Below are 24,072 nucleotides of genomic sequence, written 5' to 3'. Positions count from 1 at the left end.
TGTGCTGACGTTGAGTACTAGCGTGACCACGTTCCGCATTCGTGTTCGGGGGGTCGCGCTGGTGAGTGTCCGTATGCCCGCTGCTCGGGTGATCTTCCTGGGTGGGCTCGGCCGCAGCGGTACGACGTTGCTTGAGCGCCTTCTCGGGGAGCTGCCCGGGGTCGCGCCGCTCGGCGAGGTCGTGCACCTGTGGGCCAGAGGGGTGTTGGCCGGGGAGCCGTGCGGGTGCGGCGAGGCGTTCGGCGTGTGCGCGTTCTGGCGGGAGATCGGCGAGCGGGCGTTCGGGGGATGGTCGCCCGAGCTGGCCGAGCGGGTGCTGGCCCTGCGCAGGCGGGTCGACCGGACCAGGCGCATCCCCGCTCCCGGCCATCCCGACCTGGCGGAGTATGTCGCGGCCTACCGGCGGGTCTACGACGCGGCGGCGCAGGTCGCCGGGTGTCCGGTGGTGGTCGACTCCTCCAAGCACGCCTCGCTCGCGCACTGCCTGGCCGTCGGCGGGGCCGATGTGCGGGTGGTCCAGGTGGTCAGGGACCCGCGTGCGGTCGCGCACTCCTGGCACCGCACGGTCAGACGGCCCGAGGACGGCCGCGCGATGACCCGGTGGGGCGCGTTGCGCACCTGCCTGCACTGGTCGGCGCAGAATCTCGCCCTCGACCTGCTCGCCAGGCGAGGCGCCGAGGTGATCAGGGTCCGCTACGAGGACCTCGTCGGCGACACCGCCGCCACCCTGCTCGACCTCGCCGCCCGCCTGGAGCTGACGATCGGCGCGCCGGAGCCCGGACGTGCGCTCGGCTTCCTCGGCGACTCCACGGCCTTCCTCGGCGTCGCGCACACCGCTTCGGGCAATCCCATGCGCTTCACCGTCGGCCCGGTGCGCCTGGCTCCCGACGAGGCCTGGCGCGGCGGGCTGCCACCGGTCAAACGGGCGCTCGTCGAAGGGCTCACCTGGCCGCTCATGACCAGATACGGCTATCGCGGGGCGGCGGCATGACCATCGAGTGCACATCCCTTCCGTCGATCGGCGTGGTCGTCGCGACCAGTGGCGGGCGGCCCGAGCAGCTCAGGGCGGCCGTGCGTGCGGTGCTCGGGCAGGACTACCGGGGCCGGGTCGACCTGGTCGTCGTGGCCGACGCCGCCGATCCCGCGACGGTCGCCGAGCAGGTGGCCGACGCGCTCACCCCGACGTTCGGCACGACCACGGCGGCCGTCGAGCGAGCCGGGCGGGTGCGGGTGCTGCCCAACCGGCTCACCCCCGGCCTGCCGGGCGCACGCAACACCGGCATCGCGGCCTTCGGCACCGACCTCGTCGCCTTCTGCGACGACGACGACACCTGGCTGCCGGGCAAGCTCACCGCCCAGACCGAGGCCCTGCTCGCCGACCCCGAGGCCGAGTTCGCCAGCTGCGCCATCGAGGTGGAGTACGGCTCCCGGCGCGTCCCGAGGCGGGCGGGCACCTCGCTGGTCACCAAGGAAGACCTCGTGCGCTCCCGCATGGTGATGGTGCACTCCTCGACGTTCCTGTTCAGGCGGGGCGTGCTCTGGGTCGACGAGAGCGCGCCGGGCGGCCAGAACGAAGACTGGGACCTCGCCCTGCGTGCCGCCAAACGCCGTGCGATCGTCCATGTCGATCGGCCGCTCGTCCGGGTCAGGTGGGGCGCCTCGCTCTACGTCGCTCGCTGGGCCGATCGCATCGCCGGGCTGGAGTGGATGCTCGCCCGGCACCCTGAACTGGCCGTAGATCCGCGCGGCGCGGCGCGGATCTACGGTCAACTGGCCTTCCACCACGCGGCGCTCGGCCAGCGCAGGCAGGCAGGCCGCTGGGCCCTGCGCACGCTCGCCTCGCGCGTGGGCGAGCCACGGGCGCCTCTGGCGCTGCTCGTCGCCGCCGGACTGATCTCGGCACCCGCGGTCCTCGGGCTGCTGCACGGCAGAGGGCACGGAATTTGAACGGCACCGACCGCACGGACCGCGCCGAAAGCGCCGACCGCGCCGAAAGCGCCGACCGCGCCGAAAGCGCCGACCGCGCCGAAAGCGCCGACCGCGCCGGGAGCGCCGACCGCGCCGACCGCGCCGAGAGCCGCGATCCCGCCCGGCTCGACGAGAGCCGCGCCCCCGCCCGGCTCGCCGACGAAGGGCCCGCCAGCGATCGGCCCGCCAGCGACCGCCACGCCAGCGATCGGCCCGCCGACGCCCTGCTCCTCGACACCCGGCCCGCCGACACCCGTTCCGCCGACACCCGGCCAGCTTCGCTTCGTGTCCCGGCCCAGCGTGAGCGCCCGGAGGAGGCACGTGCACGTGACGCGACAGGGCGGCGGCCCCTGCGGGTGCCGGTCGCGGGGGTCAGGCTCGACCCGTTGACCGAGGCCGAGGTCGTCAGCCAGGTCATGGCCGATCTGGTCGCGGGCAAGGGCGGCCATGTCGTCACCCCCAATGTCGACATCTGCCGTGCCGCGGGCAAGGACCCCACACTGCGCGCCCTCGTCGAAGGCGCCGAGCTGGTCGTCGCCGACGGCATGCCGCTGGTGTGGGCCTCCAGGCTGCTCGGCACGCCGATCCCCGAGCGGGTGACGGGCGCCGATCTCATCTGGTCGCTCAGCAAGGCGGCGGCACGCCACGGCCTGCCCATCTACCTGCTCGGCGGCCCGCCCGGCGTGGCCGAGGTCGCGGCCGACGAGCTGCGGGCCTGCCATCCCCGGCTGGTCGTGTGCGGGATCGACGCGCCGCCCTACGGGTTCGAGGCCGCCGACGAGACACGTCTCGCGGTCAGGCGCAAGGTGGTGCACGCCGCGCCCAAGGTGGTGTTCGTCGGGCTCGGCTTCCCCAAGCAGGACAGGCTCATCGTGGAGCTGCGCGGGGACCTGCCGCAGACGTGGTTCGTCGGCTGCGGCTCGGCCATCGCCTTCGCGGCGGGCGCGGTGCGCAGGGCGCCCGAGTGGATGCGCAGCCGGGGCCTGGAGTGGCTGTTCAGACTGGTCAGCGAGCCCGGCCGGTTGGCCAGGCGCTATCTGGTCGACGACCTGCCCTTCGCCCTGCGCCTGCTCACCGTCTGCCTGCTGCGCCGGGCCCTTCGCCTCAGCGCGGCGAGGGGCTGACCGCTGCGGCGGGGGTCGCCGCGATCACGCCGACCCTCGCCGCCTCGTCGGGCGACAGGCCGTGCGGGCCGTGCAGGGCCTGACGCGAGTTCATCGGGCGATAGGCCGTGCGCGACAGGCCGTGCCAGGCGAAGCCGCGCCTGTCGCCCTGGTCGGACGTGCAGGCCCTGACGATCGTGCGTTCGGCCTTGGCCGACCAGGTCAGACCGGTGAAGTCGTAGAGGCGGCGAAAGCCCGCGACCGGGTCGGAGGCGAGATCCTCGTAGGAGGTGACCAGGATGTCCGGCCTGGCCGACGACGTCAGGACGGAGTGCGCGACACGCCACAACGTCGCGGCCTTGGCGATGCGGTCCTGGGAGCCGACGAGGTCGCGCAGGGCGTTCACCTGAGGATGGTCGCGTACGAGGAGCGGCTGTTCGAGGAGCTCGTGGAAGTACACCGTCCAGCCGAGCCGCTGCCAGCTCCCCACGAAGGCGACCGGATCGCGGACCAGCGCCACGACCCTGCATCCGAGCCGCGAGGCGAACCACGGCGCCGACAGCACCGCGAACGGATCGTCCAGCAGCGCCCGCCGCCCGCGACGCCTGCCGTACTCGAAGGTGGTGGCGTTCTTGACCATCCGGGCCAGGTCGTACGGGCTGCGGTTGCGGCGTAGCTCGGCGAGCAGGCCGTAGCGCAGGGCGACGGTGTCGCGGAAGGCGGGCAGCCAGATGTCCTCGTTGTCGGGGCAGATGTACTGGAAGCGATGGGTGACGTCGGCATTGAGCACGCCAGGGGAGCGGCCGGGGCGGGGGAGCGGGTTGAGCGGCTCGTTGACGTAGACGAGTTCGCCTCCGGCCGCGAGCATCTTGCCGGTCCAGCTGGTGCCACTGCGCGGCAGGCCGGTCACCAGGACGGGCGGAGGGCAGGCGAGGCTCACACGGCCGCCCACGACGCCGGCCGCAGCGAGGCCAGGCTGGAGCGCCCGAACGGACGCAGGCCGTAACGCCGATGGATCTGCCACAGCGGCACCAGGTTCTTCACCAGCATGCCCCCCGACCAGCCGAGCGCCGCCCCGAACGCCCCGTGCGCGGGCACCAGGGCCAGATCGAGGCCGAGCGTGACGACCACGGCGGCGACCAGATTGACCAGGCTCGCGGTGGTGTGCCCGGCCGCGATGAGCACGACGTCGACCATGCCGCACGCGGTGGCGACCATCATCGTCACGGCCAGCAGCAGCGCGATCGGCGTGCCCGCGGCATAACCCGCGCCGAACAGGGAGAGCAGCCACGGTGCGAGCACGGCGTAGCCGAGCCAGATCGGCCAGGTCAGCAGGACCAGCCACAGCGTGGTGGCCTGGTACAGCACACGGGCCTGCGCCAGATCACCCGCCGCGAGCGCCCGGACCAGCCGGGGCTGCGCCGCCTGGGCCAGCCCCGTCCCCGCGAGCTGCCCGACGACCTTGAACCTGGTCGCCGCGGTGTACACGGCCGCCTGGGCGGGCCCGGCCAGCATCGCGATCACCACGATGTCCAGTCTGGCGAACACCGCCTGGATCCCCCCGCCCACCGCCCTGGGCGCGGTGTAGCGCCACCACTCGCCCCCGCCCACGCCGGACGCCCCGGCCCCCCGCCCCCGCATCCACAGCACCGCGGGCACCACCACCACGACGTACGGCAGGCACCAGGCGAGCGGCAGCAACGCGGGCCGCATCGCGAGAGCCGCGCTCGCGACCAGGGCGAGCTGCCCGAGCGGCAGCGCGATGCCGTCCAGCAGGACGGTCGCCCGCATCGCGCCGAAGCCGCGCGAGGCGGCCAGCAGGATGTCGAGCGCCACGACCACGGGCACCACCAGCGCGTACCCGCCGAGCATCGGCCACAACGCCACCCCGGCCACCCCGGCCAGCGCCAGCGGCGCCACGAGCGCCGAGCGCAGCAGGGCGGAGCCGCAGGCCCGGTCCCTGGCGATGAAGTAGACGAGCCCGTTGCCCGCGTCGAGCCTGGCGACGCCCGCGACCATCAGCGTGAGCGCCACCGAGGCGAAGAACGTGCCCGCGACCTCGGCGCTGAACGCCCTGGTGACGACGACCACCACCGCGAACTGCGCCAGCGCCGTCACCCCCGCGCCCGTCAGCCCGGCGAGCCCGCCCTTCGCCACCCTGCGCAGGCCGGTGTTCACCGACGCCACGAGGGCTCCTCCCCGAGCCATCGCACGAGCTGGGTGTCGTAGACCTCGAAGTGGTCGGCCAGCGTCTGGCGCAGCGTCTCGGCCATGGGCTTGGGCCTGGTCCTGCCGTTGTGCCGCTCGAAGACCGGCTCACCCATGTACGGCACGCCGAGGAACTCCAGCACCCTGTCGTAGACGCGCTCGGGCTCGGCGAAGAAACGGTGGCTGTCAAGCACGAGGATGCGGTCGCGGCCGAACAGCGGCTCCAGCCGGTCGAGTTGCTCGGCGTAACGGCCGCGGGCGAGGTAGGCGTGGTGGCGGTGGGAGTGGTGGATGGCCTGGGGGGCCGCCCTGATGGCGTCGTCGGCCCCGGCCAGGCGTCTGGCTTCGAGCTCGACGGCGTACTCGAAGTGCGACTCGGTCTCGAACCCTCTGGCCAGCTCGTGCGAGTGCGCCGAGAAGGCACGTTCGACGGGGTCCCTGACCAGCACGATCAGCTTGACGCCCGGCAGGTCCCTGGCGATGCGTTCGCCCGCGAGCGGGTGGAACAGGTAGTACGGCGTGGACTCGAACGCCTGGGGCCGCATGCCGTACTTCTTGCGCAGCAGTGCCGTGCCCACGCGCATGGGGAAATGGCCCTGGTACCAGGACATGCCCTTGTCGTAGCCGACGTCGAAGAAGTGCACGCCCTTGTGCAGGACGGGCTTGAGCAGCAGCGGGTGTTGCGCCAGCGCCCGGTACAGGGACGTGGTCCCGCAGCGCTGCGCGCCGACGATCAGGAAGGAGGGCAGCGCACGGCCGCCCGATGTGAGGCGCCCTGTGGTGCGCGAGACGGCATGGACCGAGTGCTTCATCGTGGGCTTCACGTCAGGAGCTCCTGGAAATCTACGAGCGGGTTGAGCCAGTGATCCGGCGGTCCGAGCGGCTCGTGGCCGTCGGCTGCGTGCCGGTCGGCCAGCGAGATCAGGTACCGCAGGGCGGTGCGCCGCGCTTCGGCGGCCGACAGCCCGAGGGGAGCCAGTGCGCTCACGGCGCCCGCCAGGCTGGCGCGGGCGGCCGTGGCCGGGTCCATCCGGCGCAGGGCGCGCTGGAAGAGGTGGTGCATCGCGTCGTAGCCGAGCGGCACGCCGATCTCGAACCGCTCCCAGTCCCAGACCAGGAGCCTGCCGTCGGGCGACGGCGCGATGTTCCACGGCGAGAGGTCGCCATGCCAGGCATGGCCCTCGTCGCCGCCCATGGCCGCGATCTCCCTGACCGCCCTGATCAGCAGCTCACCCGGCGCCTTGGCCCTGCGTACGGGCAGGGGGGACAGGGCGAGTACGGCCAGGCCGCGCCAGCGTCCGTGGTAGAGCACGGTGGGCGGCACGACGGTCTTGAGCGGCAGATCGGCCAGCCGCTCCAGCGTGGCGGCCTCGTTGGCGACCAGGTCGCACGCACGCGGCGTGTCGCCGATCTTGATGAAGGCGACGCGGCCCGAGGCGTCGTGCGCCTCCAGGATCGGCTTGCGGTTGGCGCGTCTGGCCGGGCGCACGTGCATGATGACGCGGACCTCGGTGCCGAGCACCTCGCTGAGGTGACCCTCGATCGACCCTTCGGCGGGGATCATGATGCGTGGCCCGAGCGCCACGTGCCACCAGCGGCGCGGCGACAGGCGGCGGGGCAGCACGGCATGCGGGAGCAGGCTGTAGGCGCGGGGCTGGCCCGGCCCCGGGAACAGCAGGCGAACGGTCTGCCCGAGATAGCGCAGCCGGATCCTGGCGTCTGAAGTCATGGGTGTCGACTCCTCCACTGCTGGTTGCGCCACAACAGGGCGAACGAGATGAGGTAGAGGCTGAGGGGGGTGACCAGGCCGTCGTAGACGAACATGTAGAGCAGGACGAGCAGCATCACCAGCGTGCCCGCCAGCCCGATGGGTGTGCGGTCGTGCCAGTGCCTGCGGACGGCTCCGGCGAAGAACGCGATGTAGAGGACGGCTCCGGCGAAGCCCTGGGTGATGACCAGGTGCCACAGATGGCCGTCGCTGCCGAGCGGCGGATGGCCGCATTCGGCGCACCAGTCGGTCTTGCCGGTGGTGATCGTGCGGTGGTTGCCCCTGGTGTTGCGGTTGTTGCCGTAGCCGATGATCGGGGAGCCGCCCGTCGCCCTGATCGTCGCCGAGACGGTGAAGGCCCTGATGTCGTTGCTGTGCGGGCTGTCGAGGCGCTGGCCGACGATGGCGTGCAAGGGGCTGATCATGAAGACCGCGGCGCCGATCGCGGCGGTGGCGCAGATGGCGATCCTGGGCCTTGGGCCCAGCCTGACGACCGCGTAGACGGCGGCGACGCCGAGGCCGATCCACAGGCCTCGGTTGAGTGAGTACACGATCGGGATGGCGGCCAGCGCGACCAGCACGAGCGCCGCGGCCTTGCGCCTGCCGCCGCCGTAGACCCACCAGCCGACGACGAACCAGATGAGCAGGACGGAGATGTTGCTGCCCCAGGCGTTGGCCCATTCGAACGGCGCCTCCGGCCTGGGGGAGGCGTAGCCGAGCACCTTCTGCGTCTGGGCGGCGGTCGGGTGGATGAGGTTCTGGACGAAGCTGTTGTCGGCGATCCAGCCCGGCAGGACGCGTTCGACCGGCGAGATGAAGGCGAAACCCGGCGCGAGCAGCCCGAGCAGGCCGCCCGCCACCGTGGTGACGAACAGGACGCCGAGCATCCTGACCAGTGTGAGCTGCGGCAGCTCGCGCTCGCTCAGATTGCCGAGGTAGAGCACCATGACGAGCAACGCCAGGTACAGCACCAGCCGCATGACGTAGCCGATCACCCGGCCCGGCCCGAAGGCGCCGTAGGTGTCGTCCGGCATCTCGGTCAGCATGAGCGCGCTGACGAGATAGCCCGCGATCAGCAACGCCCACAGCCCGAACCCCTTCGGCACCAGGATCGGCCGCCGCCGCCACAGGATCACCCCCATCGGCACCGCGACCACCACTACCGACAGCCCCCCGAACCCGAGCGCCCACCACACGGGGTATCCGACCAGGAGAGCGCCGATGGGCCACGCGACCCGACTCACACCGTTCACGAGGCCTGCTGGGGGGTGGGTGCGTCGGGGGTGCTCGGAGTGGAGGGCTTGACGACGCTGCCGTTGGGGGTTGTGGCTTTTTTGGTTTTGTCGGCCTTCTTCGTCGTCGCGCTGTCTTCGGGGGTTTCCACCAGCCACGGCTCGCGAGGCGCGGGGGCGGCGGGAGTCGGGGAAACCGGGGAAACCGGGGAAGTCACCACCCCGATGACCGGCACCGCGTGCCTGCCCAGGTGAAGCACGGCGGCGCGTACGTCGCGCGAGGTGGCATGTCGCAACCCGACCAGCAGCACGGCCGCGTCCGCCCTGGCCAGGTCGTTGACGTCGGCCCCGTCGAGCACCGAGAGCGGCGCATCGGTCGAAAGCGAACCGGTGAGCTCCCCGTGCGGCAACCCGGAGGGTACGGCACGCACCAGCAGCCTGTCGCCCTTGCACAGGGCGACCAGACAGGCGGCGAGGTCGTGCGACGGGGGATCGGTCGTGAGGTCGGCCAGCACGGCCAGGCCGGTCAGGCGCTCGACGTCGGCGGCGGTGCGCAGCCGTACGTCGAGCCGGTCGCGGCCGTATGCCGCCGCGCTGCCCGCGAGCAGGCCGAGCATGAGGCCGCTGCCGAGGTACAGGGGAAGGCTGGGGGAGCTGGGGGCGGCGGGCGGCGTGGCGTCGCTGATGACCGAGCCCGGCGTGACCGCGATGGTCTTGAGCCCGTCGTACTTGACCGTGAGGTTGTAGACCTGCCGGGTCAGCAGGCTCTGGCGCTGCAGGGCGATCGTGCGTTCGGCGGTGCCCTTGCGTAGCTTCGGCAGGCCCTCGACGACCTTGCCCAGACTGGCGTTGACCTGCTTGAACTTGGTCAGCAAAGCCTTGAGCTGCGCCGTCAGGGCGGCCTGTGCGGCTTCGGCCCGGTGGGCCAGATAGGCCTTGGCGTAGGCCTGCGCCATGGTGGCGGCGACCGCCGGGTCCGCGGTGGTGACGGAGATCCACAACACCGAGGAGTTGGGCGGGACCGAGACGTCGACGGTGGCGGGGACGGCGGTGTCGACCGCGGCCTTGGCGAGGTCGTCGACGGCCTTGGCGGCGACCACGGCGGACTGGGCGATCTGCGCCTCGGTGTCGAGGTTGAGCGCCTCGCGCTGGCGGTTGGTGACCTGGTTGGCCTGCTCCTGCACACCGGTCGGGGTGACGAGGATCTGCGTGGTGGCGGTGTAGGCGGGCGGGGTCGAGTAGAGCATTCCGGCGCCGCCCGCGACGCCCGCGAGCAGGAAGGTGACGAACAGCAGCTTTCGCCTGCGCAGCAGGGAGAGGTGCTCGCCGAGGTCTCCGCCGGGGCGGCGGACGGCGGTGTCCGGCGACAGGCTCATGCGGGCGGATCCTTCGTGCCGAGGGCGACGGTGCCGTAGGCGATGGCGCAGGCCGCCCGGCGCTGCGGCGGCTGGGTTTCGTCCGCCCACTATAGGTGTGCCGACTATTTCTCGAATGAATTCAGAAGATTTTTCCCAGCCGTCGTAGTAGTTCGTAAGCAGATGTCGGATATTGGGTTTTTGAGTGGTGTCTGTGCAGGTCGAAGGGGTGAGAGGCTTGGGTCTGGGGAACGTCAAGAATAACGCAAGTGAAGTCGAGGGGAGTTGACGGTCTTGCGGCAACGGGGTAGGGAAAGTGCGAATTGCGCGGATAATAGGGTGAAATTCGGTAATAAGGCACTGGTCGGTCTCGTCGTCATGGGGGCGCTGACCGGCTGCTCCCAGGCGACGGCGACCGGTTCGGGCCCTTCGCCCGACCCGGCGGCCAGGGTCAACGGCCTGCTGGGCATCGGCGAGTCACCGCGGTGCGAGGTCACGGCCAAGCTGATTCCCTCGTGCGGCGCGTGGTGGGGGATCGCGCCCGAGATCTTCACCGGCCTCGGCGCCGGCCGGGCGCTGCAGCGTGCGGAGAAGCGCATGGGCAGGCCCGCCGACGTCATGCACGTCTACCATCGCGGCCGCGAGTTGTTCCCCACCGCCAAGGAGGTGGAGCTGGCCCGCGACCCGGCGACCCCGCGACTGCTGATGATCAACTGGAAGCCGTCGTTCGACCACACCTGGGCCGAGATCGCCGCCGGTGTGCTCGACAGGCGCATCGACAGGCTCGCCGAGCACATCAGGGCGACCTTCCCCGAGCGCTTCTTCCTCACCGTCCACCACGAGCCGGAGAACGACGTGCGTCCCGCCGTCGACTCCGGCATGACGGCGGCCGACTATGCGGCGATGTTCAGGCACGTGGTCCTGCGCCTGCGCGAGCGCGGCGTGAAGAACGCCGTCACCGTCATGACGTACATGGGTGCGCCCAACTGGGCGGCCAAGGCCTGGTTCGAGCAGCTGTACCCCGGCGACGACGTGGTCGACTGGGTGGCGCTCGACCCCTATGCCGACGCCAAGGTGCGCGACTTCGACGGCCTGGTGAACAAGACCCGCAAGGACTTCGCCCGCTGGCCCGGCTTCTACCGGTGGATGCAGTGGCGCTTCCCCGGCAAACCGATCATGGTCGCCGAGTGGGGGGCGTTCGAGCGCTACGCCGAGCCCGACTTCAAACGCAGGTTCTACGCCTCGGTCAGCCGCCAGATCAAGCACTATCCGCAGATCAAGGCCCTGCTCTACTTCGACTCACCCCGAGCCCCGCGCGGCGACACCCGTTTCGACACCAGCCCCGCCGCCGAACAGGCCTTCACCACCCTGGCCCGCGACCCCTACTTCAGCGCCACCCGCGTCCCGCCTCCCGGCCCCACCCCCACACCCGGCCTGCGCTAGGGAGCCCAGGGGATCGGCGTTCGCGCCGAAGGAGGTCCGGCCGGCCTCCGGCGCTGCGACACCTCACCCCACCTGCCCGGCCCGCCCCAGCAGATAGCGCCGTTCGACCTCGTTCCCGGTCATCGACGCCGCCTCCCGATACAGCCGCGCCGCCCCCTCGACGTCCCCCGTCATCTCCAGCAGATGCCCCCGTACGGCGTGCTCGCGCTGCCGTACCAGGGGGTCGTCGTCGAGGTGGAAGCGGTGGTTCAGGTCGGTGAGGAGGGCGAGGCCCCGGGGTGGGCCGTAGGCCTTGGCCACGGCGACGACGCGGCTCAGGCGCACGGGCGCGGTGGGGGTGAGGCGTTCCAGCCACAGGTAGAGCGCGGCGATCTGCGGCCAGTCGGTGCGCTCGGGCGAGGGGGCGGAGGCGTGCACGGATGCGATGGCGGCCTGGAGTTGGTAGGGGCCGAGTTCGCGGCGGGGCCAGACGCCGTCGATCAGCGCGGTGCCCTCGTGGATGAGGTCGTGGTTCCAGCGGCTGCGGTCCTGTTCGTCCAGGGGGATCAGCTCGTCGTGGTACCCGGTACGCGCGGGACGGCGTGCTTCGGAGAGCAGCATCAGGGCGAGCAGGCCGGTGACCTCGGCGTCGGCGGGCAGGGCCTGGTGCAGCATGCGGGTCAGCCGGATGGCCTCGCCGGTCAGATCGACGCGGGCCAGCCGGGCTCCGGCCGAGGCCGTGTACCCCTCGTTGAAGATCAGGTAGAGCACCTGCGTCACAGCGGCCGTACGGCTGTCGCGGTCGGCGCCGACGGGTGCGGTGAAGCGGGCCCGGGCGCGGATCAGCTGCTGTTTGGCCCGGCTGATCCGGGTGCCCATGGTGTTCTCGGGCGTGCCGTAGGCGTGTGCGATCTCGGCGGTCGTCAGGCCGCCCACCGCCCGCAGGGTGAGCGCGACCTGCGAGGTGGGGCTCAGCACGGGATGGCAGCACAGCAGGAGCAGGGCGAGGCTGTCGTCGGTCTCGGGCGCGGGCCCGCCTTCGCGAAGGACAGGCTCGGCGGCATGGGCCCGCTCCTCGTGCCGCCGCCTGGCCTGCTCGGCACGCAACAGGTCGACCATACGCCGATAGCCGATGCGGATCAGCCAGCTGCGCGGGTTCTCAGGCACCCCGTCGGCCGCCCACACCCGGCTCGCGGCGAGCAGCGCCTCCTGCACGGCGTCCTCGGCGATGTCGAACCGCCCGAAGCGCCGCACCAACGCCCCGAGCACCTGAGGCGCCTCGGCGCGCAGCAGCGCCTCCATCGCGACGCCCGCCCCCGGGGCGTGGTCGCTCACGCCGTGAAGTCCTCGCCCATGATCGGCCGGATCTCGATCGGCTCGCCCAGGACCTCGACGATCCGCGAGACGATCTCCACAGCGCGTTCCCGGCTGGACACGTCGATCACCGCGTAGCTGGCCAGGACCTCCTTGAGCTCGGCGAAAGGCCCGTCGGTCGCCACCACGCCGTCGGCGGACCGGTGGACCGTGGTGCTGACCGCCGGATGGCCGAGCCCCTCGCCCCCGACGAACTCACCGGCGGCGAACAGCTCCCGCTCCAGACGCTGGTACGCGGCGAAGGCGGCCAGCGCCTCCTCCGACGGTGTGTCGGCGCTCGCGGCGTCCCAGGAGGCGGCGGGAGTGTAGCTGAGCAGCAGATACTTCATGATCGATCCCCCTTGTCGAACGTTCGGGTCAGCGTAGGCGAGATCAGGCGGAACGACGCAGAGACACGGCCAGGACGCTCATCCAGCCGAAGGCGACCAGACCGTTCAGGGCGACCTGCACACTCATGTGATCCGGCGAGATCGGCAGCAACAGCACGACCCCGGCCACCCCACTCCCGACCGCAGCCGGTACGGCACGGCGACGGGCGCACCGCACGGCCAGCACGACGGCGGCGACGGCCAGCGCGGTGAAGCCGAGCGCGGCGGCGCCGGTGTGCGCGACGCCGTGCCAGGACATCCGCGCGACCGGCCCGTCCGGCGTCCCGGCGGGGAAGCCGTACTCCGGGTCCATGGTGAACACGCCGGCCGCGATCATCCCCACGCCGAACACCCCCACCAGAACGGGCAGCGCCCGGCGGCCGAGCCCTTCGGTGAGGGTGCGCCCGATCCCGGCGGCCAGCGCCAGAGCGCCCGTACCGGCGAGGACGAAGGTGGCGATCTGGATCCAGCCGAGGCCGCCGGTGGCGAGCTGGCTGATCGGATGGCGGGTGATGTCGAAGCCCTCGCGGGTGAGCATCTGGACGAGGGCCGAGGTGAAGAAGAGCGGCCCGGCGAAGGCTCCGGCGAGCAGCAGGCGATCGGTGGTGATGGTCATGCCGCTACCTCGTGGCACGGCCCGGTCGTCTCGACACCTCGCCGATGTGATTCAGCTCACATGGGCGAGGTGTCGAGGCGGGCCCGTGACGCCCGAGGTGCCGGCGAACATCACCACACGAGCAAGGAGCACGAGATGTCGGAGACCTACGAGCCGAGCACCGCCCTGAAGGCCCTGGACCGCCTGGTCGGCACCTGGACGATCACCGGCGGCGCCGAGGGGACCGTACGGTACGAGTGGATGGACGGTGGTTTCTTCCTCCTGCAGCATGTCGACCTCGCCCAGTTCGGGCAGGCGGTCACCGGCCTTGAGGTGATCGGCTGCCTGCGCCCGTTCGGCGAGCCCACCGGGCAGGACGTGGTGTCGCGCTTCTACGACTCCACCGGCAACACCCTCGACTACGTGTACGAGCTGACCGGCGACAAGCTGACCATCTGGGGCGGTGCGAAGGGCGGCCCGGCCTACTACGAGGGCACGTTCAGCGCCGATGGCCGCACCGTCGCGGGCGCGTGGGTCTACCCGGGCGGAGGCGGCTACGAGTCCACCATGACCCGGGTCTGAGACCTGGACCCCCGCGTCACAGCCGGTGTGAGCCTTCGGGCTCGGGCTTTCCGGCCGCCGTCGTGAGCCGCCATGCGGCCGCGGCGGCGGCCACGGCGGCGCCGATGATCCACAGGGTCGCGGTGTTGCCCACGCCCAGCAGCTTGAGCGCCGAGGCCAGCAGGACGACCGCGAGCAACGCGCGAATCACCCCGCCGGGCGCCTTGGCCGAGATCCTGGCGCCCAGGTAGACCCCGGGGATCGACCCGACCAGCAGCGAGAGCGTCAGATCGAGCTGGAAGTCGCCGAACAGCAGGTGCCCGAGTGCGGCCGACGCCACCAGCGGCACGGCCTGGACCAGGTCGGTGCCGACGAGCTGGTTGGCCTTGAGCGCCGGGTAGAGGGCCAGCAGGGCCACGATGATGAGCGAGCCGGACCCGACGGAGGAGATCCCGACGACCACACCGCCGACCATACCGACCAGTACAGTCGGAATTGGGCGCACGACGATCTCGCGGACGTCCTCCGAGACCTGCCTTCCGGCGTCACGCGCCCCGAGCCAGGCCTTGGCCACCAGCCCGGCCACGGCCAGCAACAGAGCCACGCCGAGCGCGTACTTCACCGCCTGCTGCACGGCCTCGCCCTCGCCGAAGGCCCGTGCGATGAACACCCCGCAGAACGCCGCGGGCACCGACCCGGCGCACAACCAGGCCACCAGCCGCAGATTGACCGTGCCCCTGCGCATGTGCACGACGCCGCCGACCGGCTTCATCACGGCGGAGGCGACCAGGTCGCTGGACACGGCGGCCAGCGGCGGCACATTGAAGAACAACATCATCATGGGCGTCATCAACGCGCCGCCGCCCATGCCGGTCAGCCCGACCACGACGGCGACGAAGAAGGACCCCACGACCAGGGGAAAGTCGATCACTGGCGTACCCAACGTCCGGAGATGAGGGTGTCCAGCACCCGCTGGACGGCGCTTTCCACCGAGATGCCGGTGGTGTCGAGCACGAGATCGGCGTCGTCCGGCTCCTCGTAGGGATCGGAGACGCCGGTGAACTCGGGGATCAGCCCGGCCCTGGCCTTGGCGTAGAGCCCCTTGCGGTCGCGCCGCTCGCACTCGGCCAGCGGCGTGGACACGTGGACGAGCAGGAAGTCGGCGCCGACGCCCTCGGCCATCGCGCGCACCTCCTCGCGGGTGGCGGCGTAGGGGGCGATCGGCGCGCAGATCGCGAGGCCGCCGTGCCTGGCCGCCTCGGCGGCGACGAAGCCGATGCGCCGGATGTTGAGATCGCGATCGGCCTTGGAGAACGTCAGCCCCTTCGACAGCAGATGCCTGACGACATCGCCGTCGAGATAGGTGATCGTGCGCGTGCCGAGTTCGAGCAGGGCGTCGCGCAGGCCCCTGGCCACGGTCGACTTGCCCGAGCCGGACAGGCCGGTGAAGAACACCACGAGCCCGCGCCGGTGCGGCGGCCCCGGCAGTGTGATCGGCTCGGGACCGGCGAGATGCTCACCGGCTCCGTAGGCCTCGGCGACGTGCTCGCGCAGCTCCAGGTCGATGGCCGGGTCCTCGCGCGGCGCGAGCGGCACCGCGACGACCTCCGTGCCCTGCGCCAGCTGTCCCTGCGCCCTGAGCGCGGCCCGCACGACGGCGGGCCCCTGCTCGCCGTACGCCAGGGGCAGGAGCAGGATCGTGGCGCCGAGCTCCTCGGCGGTGGCGGTGATCTCGGCGAGGTCGTCGAGCGGGCCGCGCATCGTGACCGCGAGGACCTCGCGCTCGCCGAGGCTCTTGCGTACCTCGGCCGGGCTGCGGCGGAGCCGGGCGAACGGGCCGTGCGCGAACGAGCCTGAGGCGGCGACGGGCCCCGCGACCAGGCCGTCGTCCTGCCGTTCGGTCACGGTCATGGTGGCGACGGGCGCGCCTTCGGGGTCGAGCAGGGTGAGCGTGTCGCCGGGCGCGGCCGGGTGCTCCGGCGGCAGGAGGAGGGTGACGGGCGCGGGCCAGGAGGTGCCGTCGGCCAGGGCGCCGTGCGCCTCCACCTCGTGCAGGTCGTCATGGCCGAGGAAGCCGGTCAGCGGGTGGAAGGCGCCGGAGAGCAGCAGCTCAAGGTCGGCCAGCTCGCGGGCGTCGGGGGTCCACTCGTGATGCGCCGTCATGTGTTCACATTTCCGATCGACTTAGTCGGATTTGCAGCCTACCGCGTCAGATCAGCCGTGCGAAATGGTTCTGCGGCTTTCTGACGACCATCGTCACCTCGTCGTAGGAGGACGAATACCGGCCACGCGACATCTTGTCGACCAGTCCCACCGCCGCGCCACCGACTCGGCCCATCGCGGGCCCGGTCGTGGCCGATTCGTCATCAGTGATCATGAGGCCGCGCATCAGGCAGAAGGCGTGCATGCCGTCGCGCGAGGTGATCGGCTCGTAGTGGGCGGGCAGCGGGCCGAGTGTGCCCTGGGGCACCAGCCTCGGCCACAGCGCCCTGCGCAGCCAGCCGGGCGTGAGCCGGTCGCACAGACCGTAGGCCGAGTCGCGGTCGCGCATCCGCAGCAGCAGCAGACCGCCGGGCCGCAGGCCGTTGAGCATGCGGTCGAGCACGAGTTCGGTGTGGTGGATGCGCTCCAGCAGGAAGTTGACGTGGATCACGTCGAACGACCTCGGCGGCAGCGGCACCGAGCGCAGATCGCCCAGTGCCCACGAGGTCAGGTCGTCGCGCCGCTCCACCCTCTCCCGCACGCCGGGCAGATCCTCGTCGACGCCGGTCACGCGCACGTCGACGCGATCGAGCGGCAGCGGCTCGCCGTCCGCGCATCCCGCGACGAGCACGTCGAGCCTGCGGCCGAGCTGCTCGGTCCACTGCTCACGGATTCGCCGCCCAAAAAGATCGCCTCTCAGGGCGACCGCCCGCACCTCAGACATGTCACCCACAGTAGTCACCCCATCTCGTTTCGTGCGGGATTTCCGCCTGGCCTGCCGTACCCGGTGGACATGGGGGCACGCGGGGATGGCGGGGACGCGGGAGAAGTAGGCTGGAAGGCCCCTGCCGAGCTTTCGTCAGGGGATTCCGTGTTGCCGTCGTGGGGCTGTGGGCATCTAATGCGCCTTTCCGGACTTCTTTCGCTTGTCTCCGCCGATCACCATCTGACCACCGCATTGGCGGAAGGCGGCGACGTCTCGCTGGTCGCGCCGTCGTCGCTGCGCCCTTTCGGGGTGGCCGCGCTGGCCGGGCACGACCAGCGGACCGTGCTGGCGATCACCGCGACGGGACGTGAGGCCGAGGACCTGGCCTCGGCCCTGAGCGGCCTGGTCGAGCCCAACACCGTCGCGGTCTTCCCGGCCTGGGAGACGCTGCCGCACGAACGGCTCTCGCCGCGCAGCGACACCGTCGGCCAGCGCCTGGCCGTCCTGCGCAGGCTGGCCCACCCGATCAAGGGCGACCCGACGGCCGGACCGCTCAGCGTGATCGTCGCGCCGGTGCGGGCGCTGCTGCAGCCGATCGTCAAGGGCCTGGGCGACCTGCGCCCGATCAGACTGCACGCGGGCGACGACGCCGAGCTGGACGATGTCGTGACCAGGCTCATCGGCAACGGCTACGCCCGCGTCGACATGGTGGAGAAGCGCGGCGAGGTCGCCGTGCGCGGCGGTCTGCTCGATGTGTTCCCGCCGACCGAGGAGCACCCGCTGCGGCTGGAGTTCTGGGGCGACACGGTGGAGGAGATCCGCTGGTTCAAGGTCGCCGACCAGCGCTCGCTGGAGGTCGCGCAGGACGGCCTGTTCGCGGCGCCGTGCCGCGAGCTGCTGCTCACGCCCGAGGTACGCGAGCGCGCACGCGAGCTGGCCGTCAAGCACCCGGCGCTCGCCGAGATCCTGGAGCAGCTGGCCGAGGGCATGCCGATGGAGGGCATGGAGGCGTTCGCCCCCGTGCTCGCCGGAGAGATGGACCTGCTGCTCGACCACCTGCCCGTGCGCTCGGCCGTCTTCGTGTGCGACCCGGAGCGGATCAGGGGCAGGGCCGACGAGCTGGTCCGCACCTCGCAGGAGTTCCTGGAGGCCTCCTGGATCACCGCGGCGGCCGGAGGCGAGGCGCCGATCGACCTGGGCGCCGCCGCCTTCCGCACGCTGGAGGAGATCCGCGAGCACGCGGGCGCGCTCGGCCTGCCGTGGTGGACGATGGCGCCCTTCGGCGCGGGCGTCGAGCTCGACGCGCACGACAGCGAGGCCTACCGGGGCGACACCCAGAAGGCGTTGGGCGACATCAAGGGCTGGCTCGACGAGGGCAAGGCCGTCGTCCTGCTGAGCGAGGGCCACGGCCCGGCCGAGCGCATGGTCGAGCTGCTCAAGGGCGTCGACGTGCCCGCCCGCCTTGAGAGCTCCATCGAGCGCCGCCCCGAGCCGCGTGTCGTGCACGTCACCACCGCGCTGCTGGAGCACGGCTTCGTCACCCCGGACCTGGCCGTGCTGACCCACCTCGACCTGGTCGGCCAGAAGGCCTCGACCAAGGACATGCGCAGGCTGCCCTCACGCCGCCGCAACATGGTCGACCCGCTGCAGCTCAAGGTCGGCGACCACGTCGTGCACGAGCAGCACGGCGTCGGCCGCTATGTCGAGATGGTCCAGCGCACCATCCAGGGCGCCACCCGCGAGTACCTCGTCATCGAGTACGCCAAGGGCGACAGGCTCTACGTGCCGACCGACCAGCTCGACGAGGTCACCCGCTATGTCGGCGGCGAGTCGCCCACGCTCAACCGCATGGGCGGCGCCGACTGGGCCAAGGCCAAGACCAGGGCGAAGAAGGCGGTCAAGGAGATCGCGGGCGAGCTGATCAGGCTCTACTCCGCACGCATGGCCTCGCCCGGCCACCCCTTCGCCCCGGACTCGCCCTGGCAGCGCGAGATGGAGGACGCCTTCCCCTACGCCGAGACCGGCGACCAGCTTGAGGCCATCGACGAGGTCAAGCGCGACATGGAGCGCGCGATCCCGATGGACAGGCTGATCTGCGGCGACGTCGGCTACGGCAAGACCGAGATCGCGGTGCGGGCGGCGTTCAAGGCCGTGCAGGACGGCAAGCAGGTCGCCGTGCTGGTCCCGACGACACTGCTGGTGCAGCAGCACCTGTCGACGTTCGCCGAGAGGTTCTCCAGCTTCCCCGTGGTCGTCAGGCCGATCTCGCGCTTCCAGACCGACGCCGAGGTCAAGGCGACGCTGGAGGAGCTGCGCGTGGGCGGCGTCGACGTGGTGATCGGCACGCACCGGCTGCTCAGCCCCGAGGTCAGGTTCAAGGATCTCGGCCTGATCATCGTCGACGAGGAGCAGAGGTTCGGCGTCGAGCACAAGGAGGCCATGAAGCACCTGCGCACGCAGGTCGACGTGCTCGCCATGTCGGCCACGCCGATCCCGCGCACGCTGGAGATGGGCCTGACCGGCATCCGCGAGATGTCGACGATCCTCACCCCGCCCGAGGAGCGCCACCCGATCCTCACCTTCGTCGGGCCCTACGACGAGAAGCAGATCGGCGCGGCGATCAGGCGTGAGCTGATGCGCGACGGCCAGACGTTCTTCGTGCACAACCGGGTCGCCTCGATCAACAAGGTGGCGGCCAGGCTCAAGGAGCTGGTGCCCGAGGCCAGGATCGCGGTCGCACACGGCCAGATGAACGAGCACCAGCTCGAAAAGATCATGGTCGGCTTCTGGGAGCGCGACTACGACGTCCTGGTCTCGACCACGATCGTGGAGTCCGGCCTCGACGTGCCCAACGCCAACACCCTCATCGTCGACCGTGCCGACAACTACGGCCTGTCCCAGCTGCACCAGCTGCGCGGCCGGGTCGGCCGTGGCCGCGAGCGGGGCTACGCCTACTTCCTGTACCCGCCGGAGAAGCCGCTCACCGAGACCGCGCACGAGCGCCTGGCCACGATCGCCCAGCACACCGAGATGGGCGCGGGCATGTACGTCGCGATGAAGGACCTGGAGATCCGCGGCGCGGGCAACGTGCTGGGCGCCGAGCAGTCCGGCTTCATCGCGGGCGTCGGCTTCGACCTGTACGTCAGGCTGATGGCCGAGGCCGTGCAGGAGCAGAAGGCCAAGCTGTCCGGCGTCGAGACGCAGGAGACCCAGCAGGACGTCAAGGTCGAACTCCCGATCAACGCCCACATCCCGCACGCCTACGTCACCTCCGAACGCCTGCGCCTTGAGGCCTACAAGCGCGTCGCCGCCATCAGCGCCGACATCCACATCGACGAGGTACGCGCCGAACTCACCGACAGGTACGGCAGGCCCCCGGCCGAGGTGGAGAACCTGTTCGCCGTCGCGCGCTTCCGTATCAGGGCGCGTCAGGCCGGACTGACCGACGTCACGCTGCAGGGCCAGAACATCAAGTTCGGCCCGGTCTCGCTGCGCGAGTCGCAGCAGGTCAGGCTGGAGCGGCTGTACAAGAGCGCGATCTACAAGCAGGCCGCCGAGACGCTGCTGGTGCCGGTGCCCAAGACGAAACCGCTGGGTGGGCAACCGTTGCGTGATCTGGATCTGCTCAAATGGTGCGGCGACCTGGTCGAAGCGCTGTTCCTTGAGCCCGCCCGGGTAAAGTAAGCCGCGGTTTGTCGGAAAGGGAGCCAAGTTGAAGTCGTATCGAGTGGCAGTGGCGGCCGTCGCCATGGGTGTCGCGCTGACCGCGTGCTCCACCCCGGTCGAGGCCGGAGCCGCCGCCGTCGTCGGTGACGAGCGCATCGCGGCCAAGGACCTGAACGTGAAGGTGCGCGAGCTGGAGAGCGCACTGGAGAAGGCGAAGGTCAACCCGGCGCAGCTGCAGATCCCGGTGCCGCAGGCCGTGCTCTACCAGATGGCCTCGATCAGCCAGTTCCGCCAGGTGGCGGAGGCCGCGGGCGCGAAGGCGACCGAGGGCGAGATCGACCAGCTCATCGCGCAGAGCGGCGGACTGGCCCAGCTGGAGCAGCAGCAGCTCACCAAGGGCATGCCGCCCTCCTCGCTGCGTGACTGGGCCCGCATCGCGGTCGCGGTCACCAAGCTGCTGCAGCAGCTCGGCGGCTCGGAGAACCAGGAGGCCCAGGCGAAGCTCATGCAGATGGCCTCCCAGGTCAAGGTCACCTACAGCCCGCGCTACGGCGCCTTCGACCCGCAGCGCGGCTTCGTCGACAACGGCAGGTTCGCCGCGCCGGTCGCGCCCGTCGCGCCCGAAGGCCAGGAGCAGCCGCAGCAGCAGCCGCAGGGCTGAGCCCATGCCGCTCCTCGTCGTCACGACCTCGCCGCGTGTGGCGCCGGGCCTGCTGAGCCATCAGGCCTGGCAGGCGCTGCGCTCGGGCCGTGTGCTCACCGGCTCCGAAGACCACCCGCATCTGCCGTACCTGGCGGAGGCGGGTGTGCGGGTCGAGGTCGTCACGCCCGACCATGCCGCCATCGCGGCCGAGGCGCTGCGCGCGAGCGTCGTGTGGCTGGCCGCCGAGGGCGACGAGTCGTTCATGCGCTCGGTCGGGCACGCCGCCATGGCGTTGGAGGAGCCGCCGCTGATCGAGGTGATCCCCGGCTCCTACGACCTGCCCGGCGCGCGGATGCTCGACCTGGTGGCCGTCATGGAGCGGCTGCGCGCCGAGTGTCCGTGGGACCGCAAGCAGACGCACGAGACGCTGGTGCCGTACCTCATCGAAGAGGCCTACGAGGTGCTGGAGACCGTCGAGCAGGGCGACTACGCGGCGCTGCGCGAGGAGCTCGGGGACGTGCTGCTCCAGGTGGTCTTCCATGCCAGGGTGGCCGAGACGTTCGACGTCGACGACGTGGCCGAGGGCATCGTCGCCAAGCTGGTACGCCGCCACCCCCACGTGTTCGGCACGGTGCACGTGGACAGCGCCGACGAGGTCAACGCCAACTGGGAGGCGATCAAGGCCGAGGAACGCGCGGCCAAGGGCTCCTCCTCCGCCCTCGACGGCGTCCCGCTCGGCCAGCCGGCCCTGAGCCTGGCCGCCCAGCTCGTCAGGCGCGCCGAGCGCTCCGGCGCACCCGAAAGCCTGGCACACGCCATCGGCCAGGGCGTGGCCCGCGAGCTGTTCGACCTGGTACGGCGGGCACAGGAGGCCGGGCTCGACCCCGAGGCCGAACTGCGTGCCGCCGCCAGGACCTACCGCGACCGTGTGCACGCGTGGGAGTCGCGCTCCCAGCCCTCCTGAAGCATCTTCGGCGTCACACACGGGGAGGCACCGATGGCGCAGCCGCGTCCGCTGCGGCCGGGCGATCCGCGGAGGCTGGCCGGATACCGGCTGCTCGGCGGGCTCGGCGACGGCGGCCAGGGAGTGGTCTACCTCGGCAGGGACGAGGACGGCCACCAGGTCGCGATCAAGGTCCTGCACGCCAGACTGCTGCACGACCGCGACGCCAGGCGCAGGTTCCTGAGGGAGGCGCGCACGGCCAGGCGGGTGGGCGGGTCCCGCACGGCCGTGATCCTCGCGTCCGGACTGGTCGAGGACAGGCCCTACATCGTCAGCGAGTACGTCGAAGGGCCCTCGCTGCGCCAGGACGTCGACGATCGCGGGCCGAAGGGCGTGCGCTCGCTCGAACGGCTGGCCGCGGGCACGCTCGGCGCGCTCGCCGCCATCCACGAGGCGGGCGTCGTGCACCGCGACCTCAAGCCGGGCAACGTGCTGCTCGCCGCCGACGGGCCCAAAGTGATCGACTTCGGCATCGCCAAGGCGCTCGACGCGTCGACGAGCGGCAGCGGTGTGGTGGGCACGCCCGGCTACATGTCGCCCGAGCAGATCGCGGGCCGTACGGTGACGGCGGCGTCGGACCTGTTCGCGTGGGGCTCGACGATGGTGTTCGCCGCGACCGGCCGTGCGCCGTTCGCGGGCGGCTCGATCCCGGCGATCATGCATCGCATCCTCACGGCCGATCCCGATCTGAGCGGCGTGCCCGCCTCGCTGCGGCCGCTGGTGGCCGCGTGCCTGGACAAGGAGCCTTCGCGCAGGCCGAGCGCGGCTGAGGCACTGGGCGTGCTGGAGGGACGCGCGCCCGTGAAGCGGTCCCCGAGCAGGCGTACCAGGCTGACCAGGGCCGGGGCGGGCGCGCTGGTCGTGGCCGGGCTCACGGCGGGCCTGCTCGTGAACGGCCTGCCGGACTCGCCGGAACGCGCCGAGCCCGAAGCCGCACCCGACGTCGTGCCCGGCGTGATCGCAGGCGCCGCGGGCGCGAGCCGCATCGCCGTCGGCGCGCTGGACGGCGTGGGAGTCGTCGCCGCCTGGCAGCCCGCCACCGGCGTCCTGTCGGTGTGGGACGCGGGCGCGGGCACGGTCGTCGTGCGTCAGCCCAAGCCCGTCGCCGACGTGACCGGCATGGCGTTCGCCACCGTCAGGGGACGGCAGGCGCTGGTGTGGAGTGCGGCCGACGGCCGGGTGCGCACCTGGTTCCCGGTGGAGTCGGCCAGGATCGAGACCATCAGGGCCTGCGCGTCCGGCGCGGTGATGACGATCGCCGACCGGCCCGAAGGCCAGGCGGCCGTCGTCGGATGCGCCGAAGGCCGCGTCCAGGCGTGGGACCTGGGCACCGGCCGCCGCAGCGGGCAGCCCTTCCAGCAGGCCGAAGGCGCGATCACCTCGCTCTCGGCGCCGGGCGCGGGCGATGCCGTCTATGTCGGCACGCCGGGCCTGCTGCGCCGGGTCTCGCTCTGGGGCGCGGACACCGAGCCGAGGCAGGCGGCGCGCGGCGCGGTCCAGGCCGTGGCGTCGGCGGGCGAGGGCACGGCGATCGCGGTGCGGCTGGAGGGCGGCGGCACCGAGATGCACCGCGCCGGGCTGGACGAACCCGTGTGCGCGGTCGGCGAGACGATCACGCCATCGGTCATGACGGGCGGCGGGCTGCTGGCGGGCACGGGGGAGGGAACGGCGCTGCGGGTGTGGGACGGCGCCACGTGCGAGGTCGTCCGCACGCTGCTGCCCGGCGGCGAGCCGGTGGACGCGCTGGCCGCGGGACGACTCGGCGGGCGCGACGTCGTGGCCGCCGCCGTGCGCGGGAGCGGCGTGCGGCTCTGGAACCTGGGCGAACAGGGCTAGGACCGAGGCGGTCGCCGTACTTACCGGTAGGGCTCGATAGGCTCGTGTGGCAATTGCCCTTC

At 71.7% G+C, this 24,072-nt stretch carries 21 protein-coding genes; 9 read left to right on the top strand and 12 right to left on the bottom strand.

The window, feature by feature from the left end; translation table 11 throughout:
- Positions 1–73 precede the first annotated feature (73 nt).
- From ACTWNK_RS38900 to ACTWNK_RS38890, 3 genes are read left to right on the top strand one after another with little or no spacing between them, the layout of a single operon-like run.
- Complete coding sequence (locus ACTWNK_RS38900; RefSeq protein ID WP_474311120.1) at positions 74–991, top strand: sulfotransferase; 918 nt, start codon at positions 74–76, stop codon at positions 989–991.
- Positions 988–1,947 carry a glycosyltransferase family 2 protein gene (locus ACTWNK_RS38895; RefSeq protein WP_474309930.1) on the top strand — a complete coding sequence of 320 codons (960 nt, stop codon included), beginning with the start codon at positions 988–990 and terminating at the stop codon, positions 1,945–1,947. Before ACTWNK_RS38900 ends, ACTWNK_RS38895 begins: the two co-directional genes overlap by 4 nt.
- Positions 1,944–3,092 (top strand): WecB/TagA/CpsF family glycosyltransferase, encoded by a 1,149-nt coding sequence (locus ACTWNK_RS38890; RefSeq protein WP_474309929.1) that lies wholly within the window; start codon positions 1,944–1,946, stop codon positions 3,090–3,092. The genes ACTWNK_RS38895 and ACTWNK_RS38890 overlap by 4 nt, the downstream gene beginning before the upstream one ends.
- Here ACTWNK_RS38890 and ACTWNK_RS38885 read toward each other — a convergent pair.
- Genes ACTWNK_RS38885 through ACTWNK_RS38860 form a run of 6 tightly spaced genes read right to left on the bottom strand, consistent with a single transcriptional unit; the run spans position 3,073 to position 9,655 of the window.
- A complete protein-coding gene (locus tag ACTWNK_RS38885) occupies positions 3,073–4,011 on the bottom strand; it encodes a sulfotransferase domain-containing protein (RefSeq protein ID WP_474309928.1) in 939 nt (312 codons plus the stop codon). The genes ACTWNK_RS38890 and ACTWNK_RS38885 overlap by 20 nt on opposite strands.
- Positions 4,008–5,258, bottom strand: a complete 1,251-nt coding sequence (locus tag ACTWNK_RS38880) for a lipopolysaccharide biosynthesis protein (RefSeq protein ID WP_474309927.1) — start codon at positions 5,256–5,258, stop codon at positions 4,008–4,010. Before ACTWNK_RS38880 ends, ACTWNK_RS38885 begins: the two co-directional genes overlap by 4 nt.
- Positions 5,246–6,103, bottom strand: a complete 858-nt coding sequence (locus ACTWNK_RS38875; RefSeq protein WP_474309926.1) for a sulfotransferase family protein — start codon at positions 6,101–6,103, stop codon at positions 5,246–5,248. The genes ACTWNK_RS38880 and ACTWNK_RS38875 overlap by 13 nt, the downstream gene beginning before the upstream one ends.
- Complete coding sequence (locus ACTWNK_RS38870; RefSeq protein ID WP_474309925.1) at positions 6,100–7,008, bottom strand: RIO2 family protein; 909 nt, start codon at positions 7,006–7,008, stop codon at positions 6,100–6,102. Before ACTWNK_RS38870 ends, ACTWNK_RS38875 begins: the two co-directional genes overlap by 4 nt.
- On the bottom strand, positions 7,005–8,300 hold the full coding sequence (locus ACTWNK_RS38865; protein WP_474309924.1) for a hypothetical protein: 1,296 nt from the start codon (positions 8,298–8,300) through the stop codon (positions 7,005–7,007). The genes ACTWNK_RS38870 and ACTWNK_RS38865 overlap by 4 nt, the downstream gene beginning before the upstream one ends.
- A complete protein-coding gene (locus tag ACTWNK_RS38860; RefSeq protein ID WP_474309923.1) occupies positions 8,297–9,655 on the bottom strand; it encodes a Wzz/FepE/Etk N-terminal domain-containing protein in 1,359 nt (452 codons plus the stop codon). Before ACTWNK_RS38860 ends, ACTWNK_RS38865 begins: the two co-directional genes overlap by 4 nt.
- A gap of 318 nt (positions 9,656–9,973) precedes the next feature.
- Here ACTWNK_RS38860 and ACTWNK_RS38855 point away from each other — a divergent pair, with 318 nt between their 5' ends.
- The gene (locus tag ACTWNK_RS38855) at positions 9,974–11,077 is read left to right on the top strand and encodes a glycoside hydrolase family 26 protein (RefSeq protein ID WP_474309922.1); all 1,104 of its coding nucleotides are present in this window, start codon (positions 9,974–9,976) and stop codon (positions 11,075–11,077) included.
- Between the two features lie 63 nt (positions 11,078–11,140).
- Here the strand turns inward: ACTWNK_RS38855 and ACTWNK_RS38850 are convergent, their stop codons facing one another.
- From ACTWNK_RS38850 to ACTWNK_RS38840, 3 genes are read right to left on the bottom strand one after another with little or no spacing between them, the layout of a single operon-like run.
- Positions 11,141–12,391: an RNA polymerase sigma factor gene (locus ACTWNK_RS38850; protein ID WP_474309921.1), complete on the bottom strand. Its 1,251-nt coding sequence runs from the start codon at positions 12,389–12,391 to the stop codon at positions 11,141–11,143.
- Positions 12,388–12,759, bottom strand: a complete 372-nt coding sequence (locus ACTWNK_RS38845) for a YciI family protein (protein ID WP_474309920.1) — start codon at positions 12,757–12,759, stop codon at positions 12,388–12,390. The genes ACTWNK_RS38850 and ACTWNK_RS38845 overlap by 4 nt, the downstream gene beginning before the upstream one ends.
- A 43-nt stretch (positions 12,760–12,802) precedes the next feature.
- Positions 12,803–13,414 carry a DUF998 domain-containing protein gene (locus ACTWNK_RS38840; RefSeq protein ID WP_474309919.1) on the bottom strand — a complete coding sequence of 204 codons (612 nt, stop codon included), beginning with the start codon at positions 13,412–13,414 and terminating at the stop codon, positions 12,803–12,805.
- A gap of 135 nt (positions 13,415–13,549) precedes the next feature.
- On the opposite strand from ACTWNK_RS38840, the gene ACTWNK_RS38835 reads away from it, so the two are divergent.
- The gene (locus ACTWNK_RS38835) at positions 13,550–13,975 is read left to right on the top strand and encodes a hypothetical protein (RefSeq protein WP_474309918.1); all 426 of its coding nucleotides are present in this window, start codon (positions 13,550–13,552) and stop codon (positions 13,973–13,975) included.
- A 16-nt stretch (positions 13,976–13,991) separates the two neighbouring features.
- Here the strand turns inward: ACTWNK_RS38835 and ACTWNK_RS38830 are convergent, their stop codons facing one another.
- From ACTWNK_RS38830 to ACTWNK_RS38820, 3 genes are read right to left on the bottom strand one after another with little or no spacing between them, the layout of a single operon-like run.
- Positions 13,992–14,885, bottom strand: a complete 894-nt coding sequence (locus ACTWNK_RS38830) for a sulfite exporter TauE/SafE family protein (protein ID WP_474309917.1) — start codon at positions 14,883–14,885, stop codon at positions 13,992–13,994.
- On the bottom strand, positions 14,882–16,117 hold the full coding sequence (gene cysC / locus ACTWNK_RS38825) for an adenylyl-sulfate kinase (RefSeq protein WP_474309916.1): 1,236 nt from the start codon (positions 16,115–16,117) through the stop codon (positions 14,882–14,884). Before cysC ends, ACTWNK_RS38830 begins: the two co-directional genes overlap by 4 nt.
- Positions 16,118–16,163: 46 nt before the next feature.
- Entirely contained in the window at positions 16,164–16,880 is a 717-nt protein-coding gene (locus tag ACTWNK_RS38820) for a class I SAM-dependent methyltransferase (RefSeq protein ID WP_474309915.1), read from the bottom strand.
- A 177-nt stretch (positions 16,881–17,057) separates the two neighbouring features.
- Here ACTWNK_RS38820 and mfd point away from each other — a divergent pair, with 177 nt between their 5' ends.
- The 4 genes from mfd to ACTWNK_RS38800 are packed head-to-tail and all read left to right on the top strand — an operon-like array spanning position 17,058 to position 24,010.
- Complete coding sequence (mfd, locus tag ACTWNK_RS38815; protein WP_474309914.1) at positions 17,058–20,546, top strand: transcription-repair coupling factor; 3,489 nt, start codon at positions 17,058–17,060, stop codon at positions 20,544–20,546.
- 28 nt (positions 20,547–20,574) lie between these two features.
- The gene (locus ACTWNK_RS38810) at positions 20,575–21,189 is read left to right on the top strand and encodes a hypothetical protein (RefSeq protein ID WP_474309913.1); all 615 of its coding nucleotides are present in this window, start codon (positions 20,575–20,577) and stop codon (positions 21,187–21,189) included.
- Positions 21,190–21,193: 4 nt separating this feature from the next.
- On the top strand, positions 21,194–22,135 hold the full coding sequence (locus ACTWNK_RS38805) for a nucleoside triphosphate pyrophosphohydrolase (RefSeq protein WP_474309912.1): 942 nt from the start codon (positions 21,194–21,196) through the stop codon (positions 22,133–22,135).
- A gap of 33 nt (positions 22,136–22,168) precedes the next feature.
- Positions 22,169–24,010 (top strand): WD40 repeat domain-containing serine/threonine protein kinase, encoded by a 1,842-nt coding sequence (locus ACTWNK_RS38800; protein ID WP_474309911.1) that lies wholly within the window; start codon positions 22,169–22,171, stop codon positions 24,008–24,010.
- The last annotated feature ends 62 nt before the right edge of the window (positions 24,011–24,072 follow it).

It is taken from the genome of Nonomuraea sp. IBHARD001 (assembly GCF_056106265.1).
This window is presented reverse-complemented; position numbering and strand designations above follow the sequence as displayed.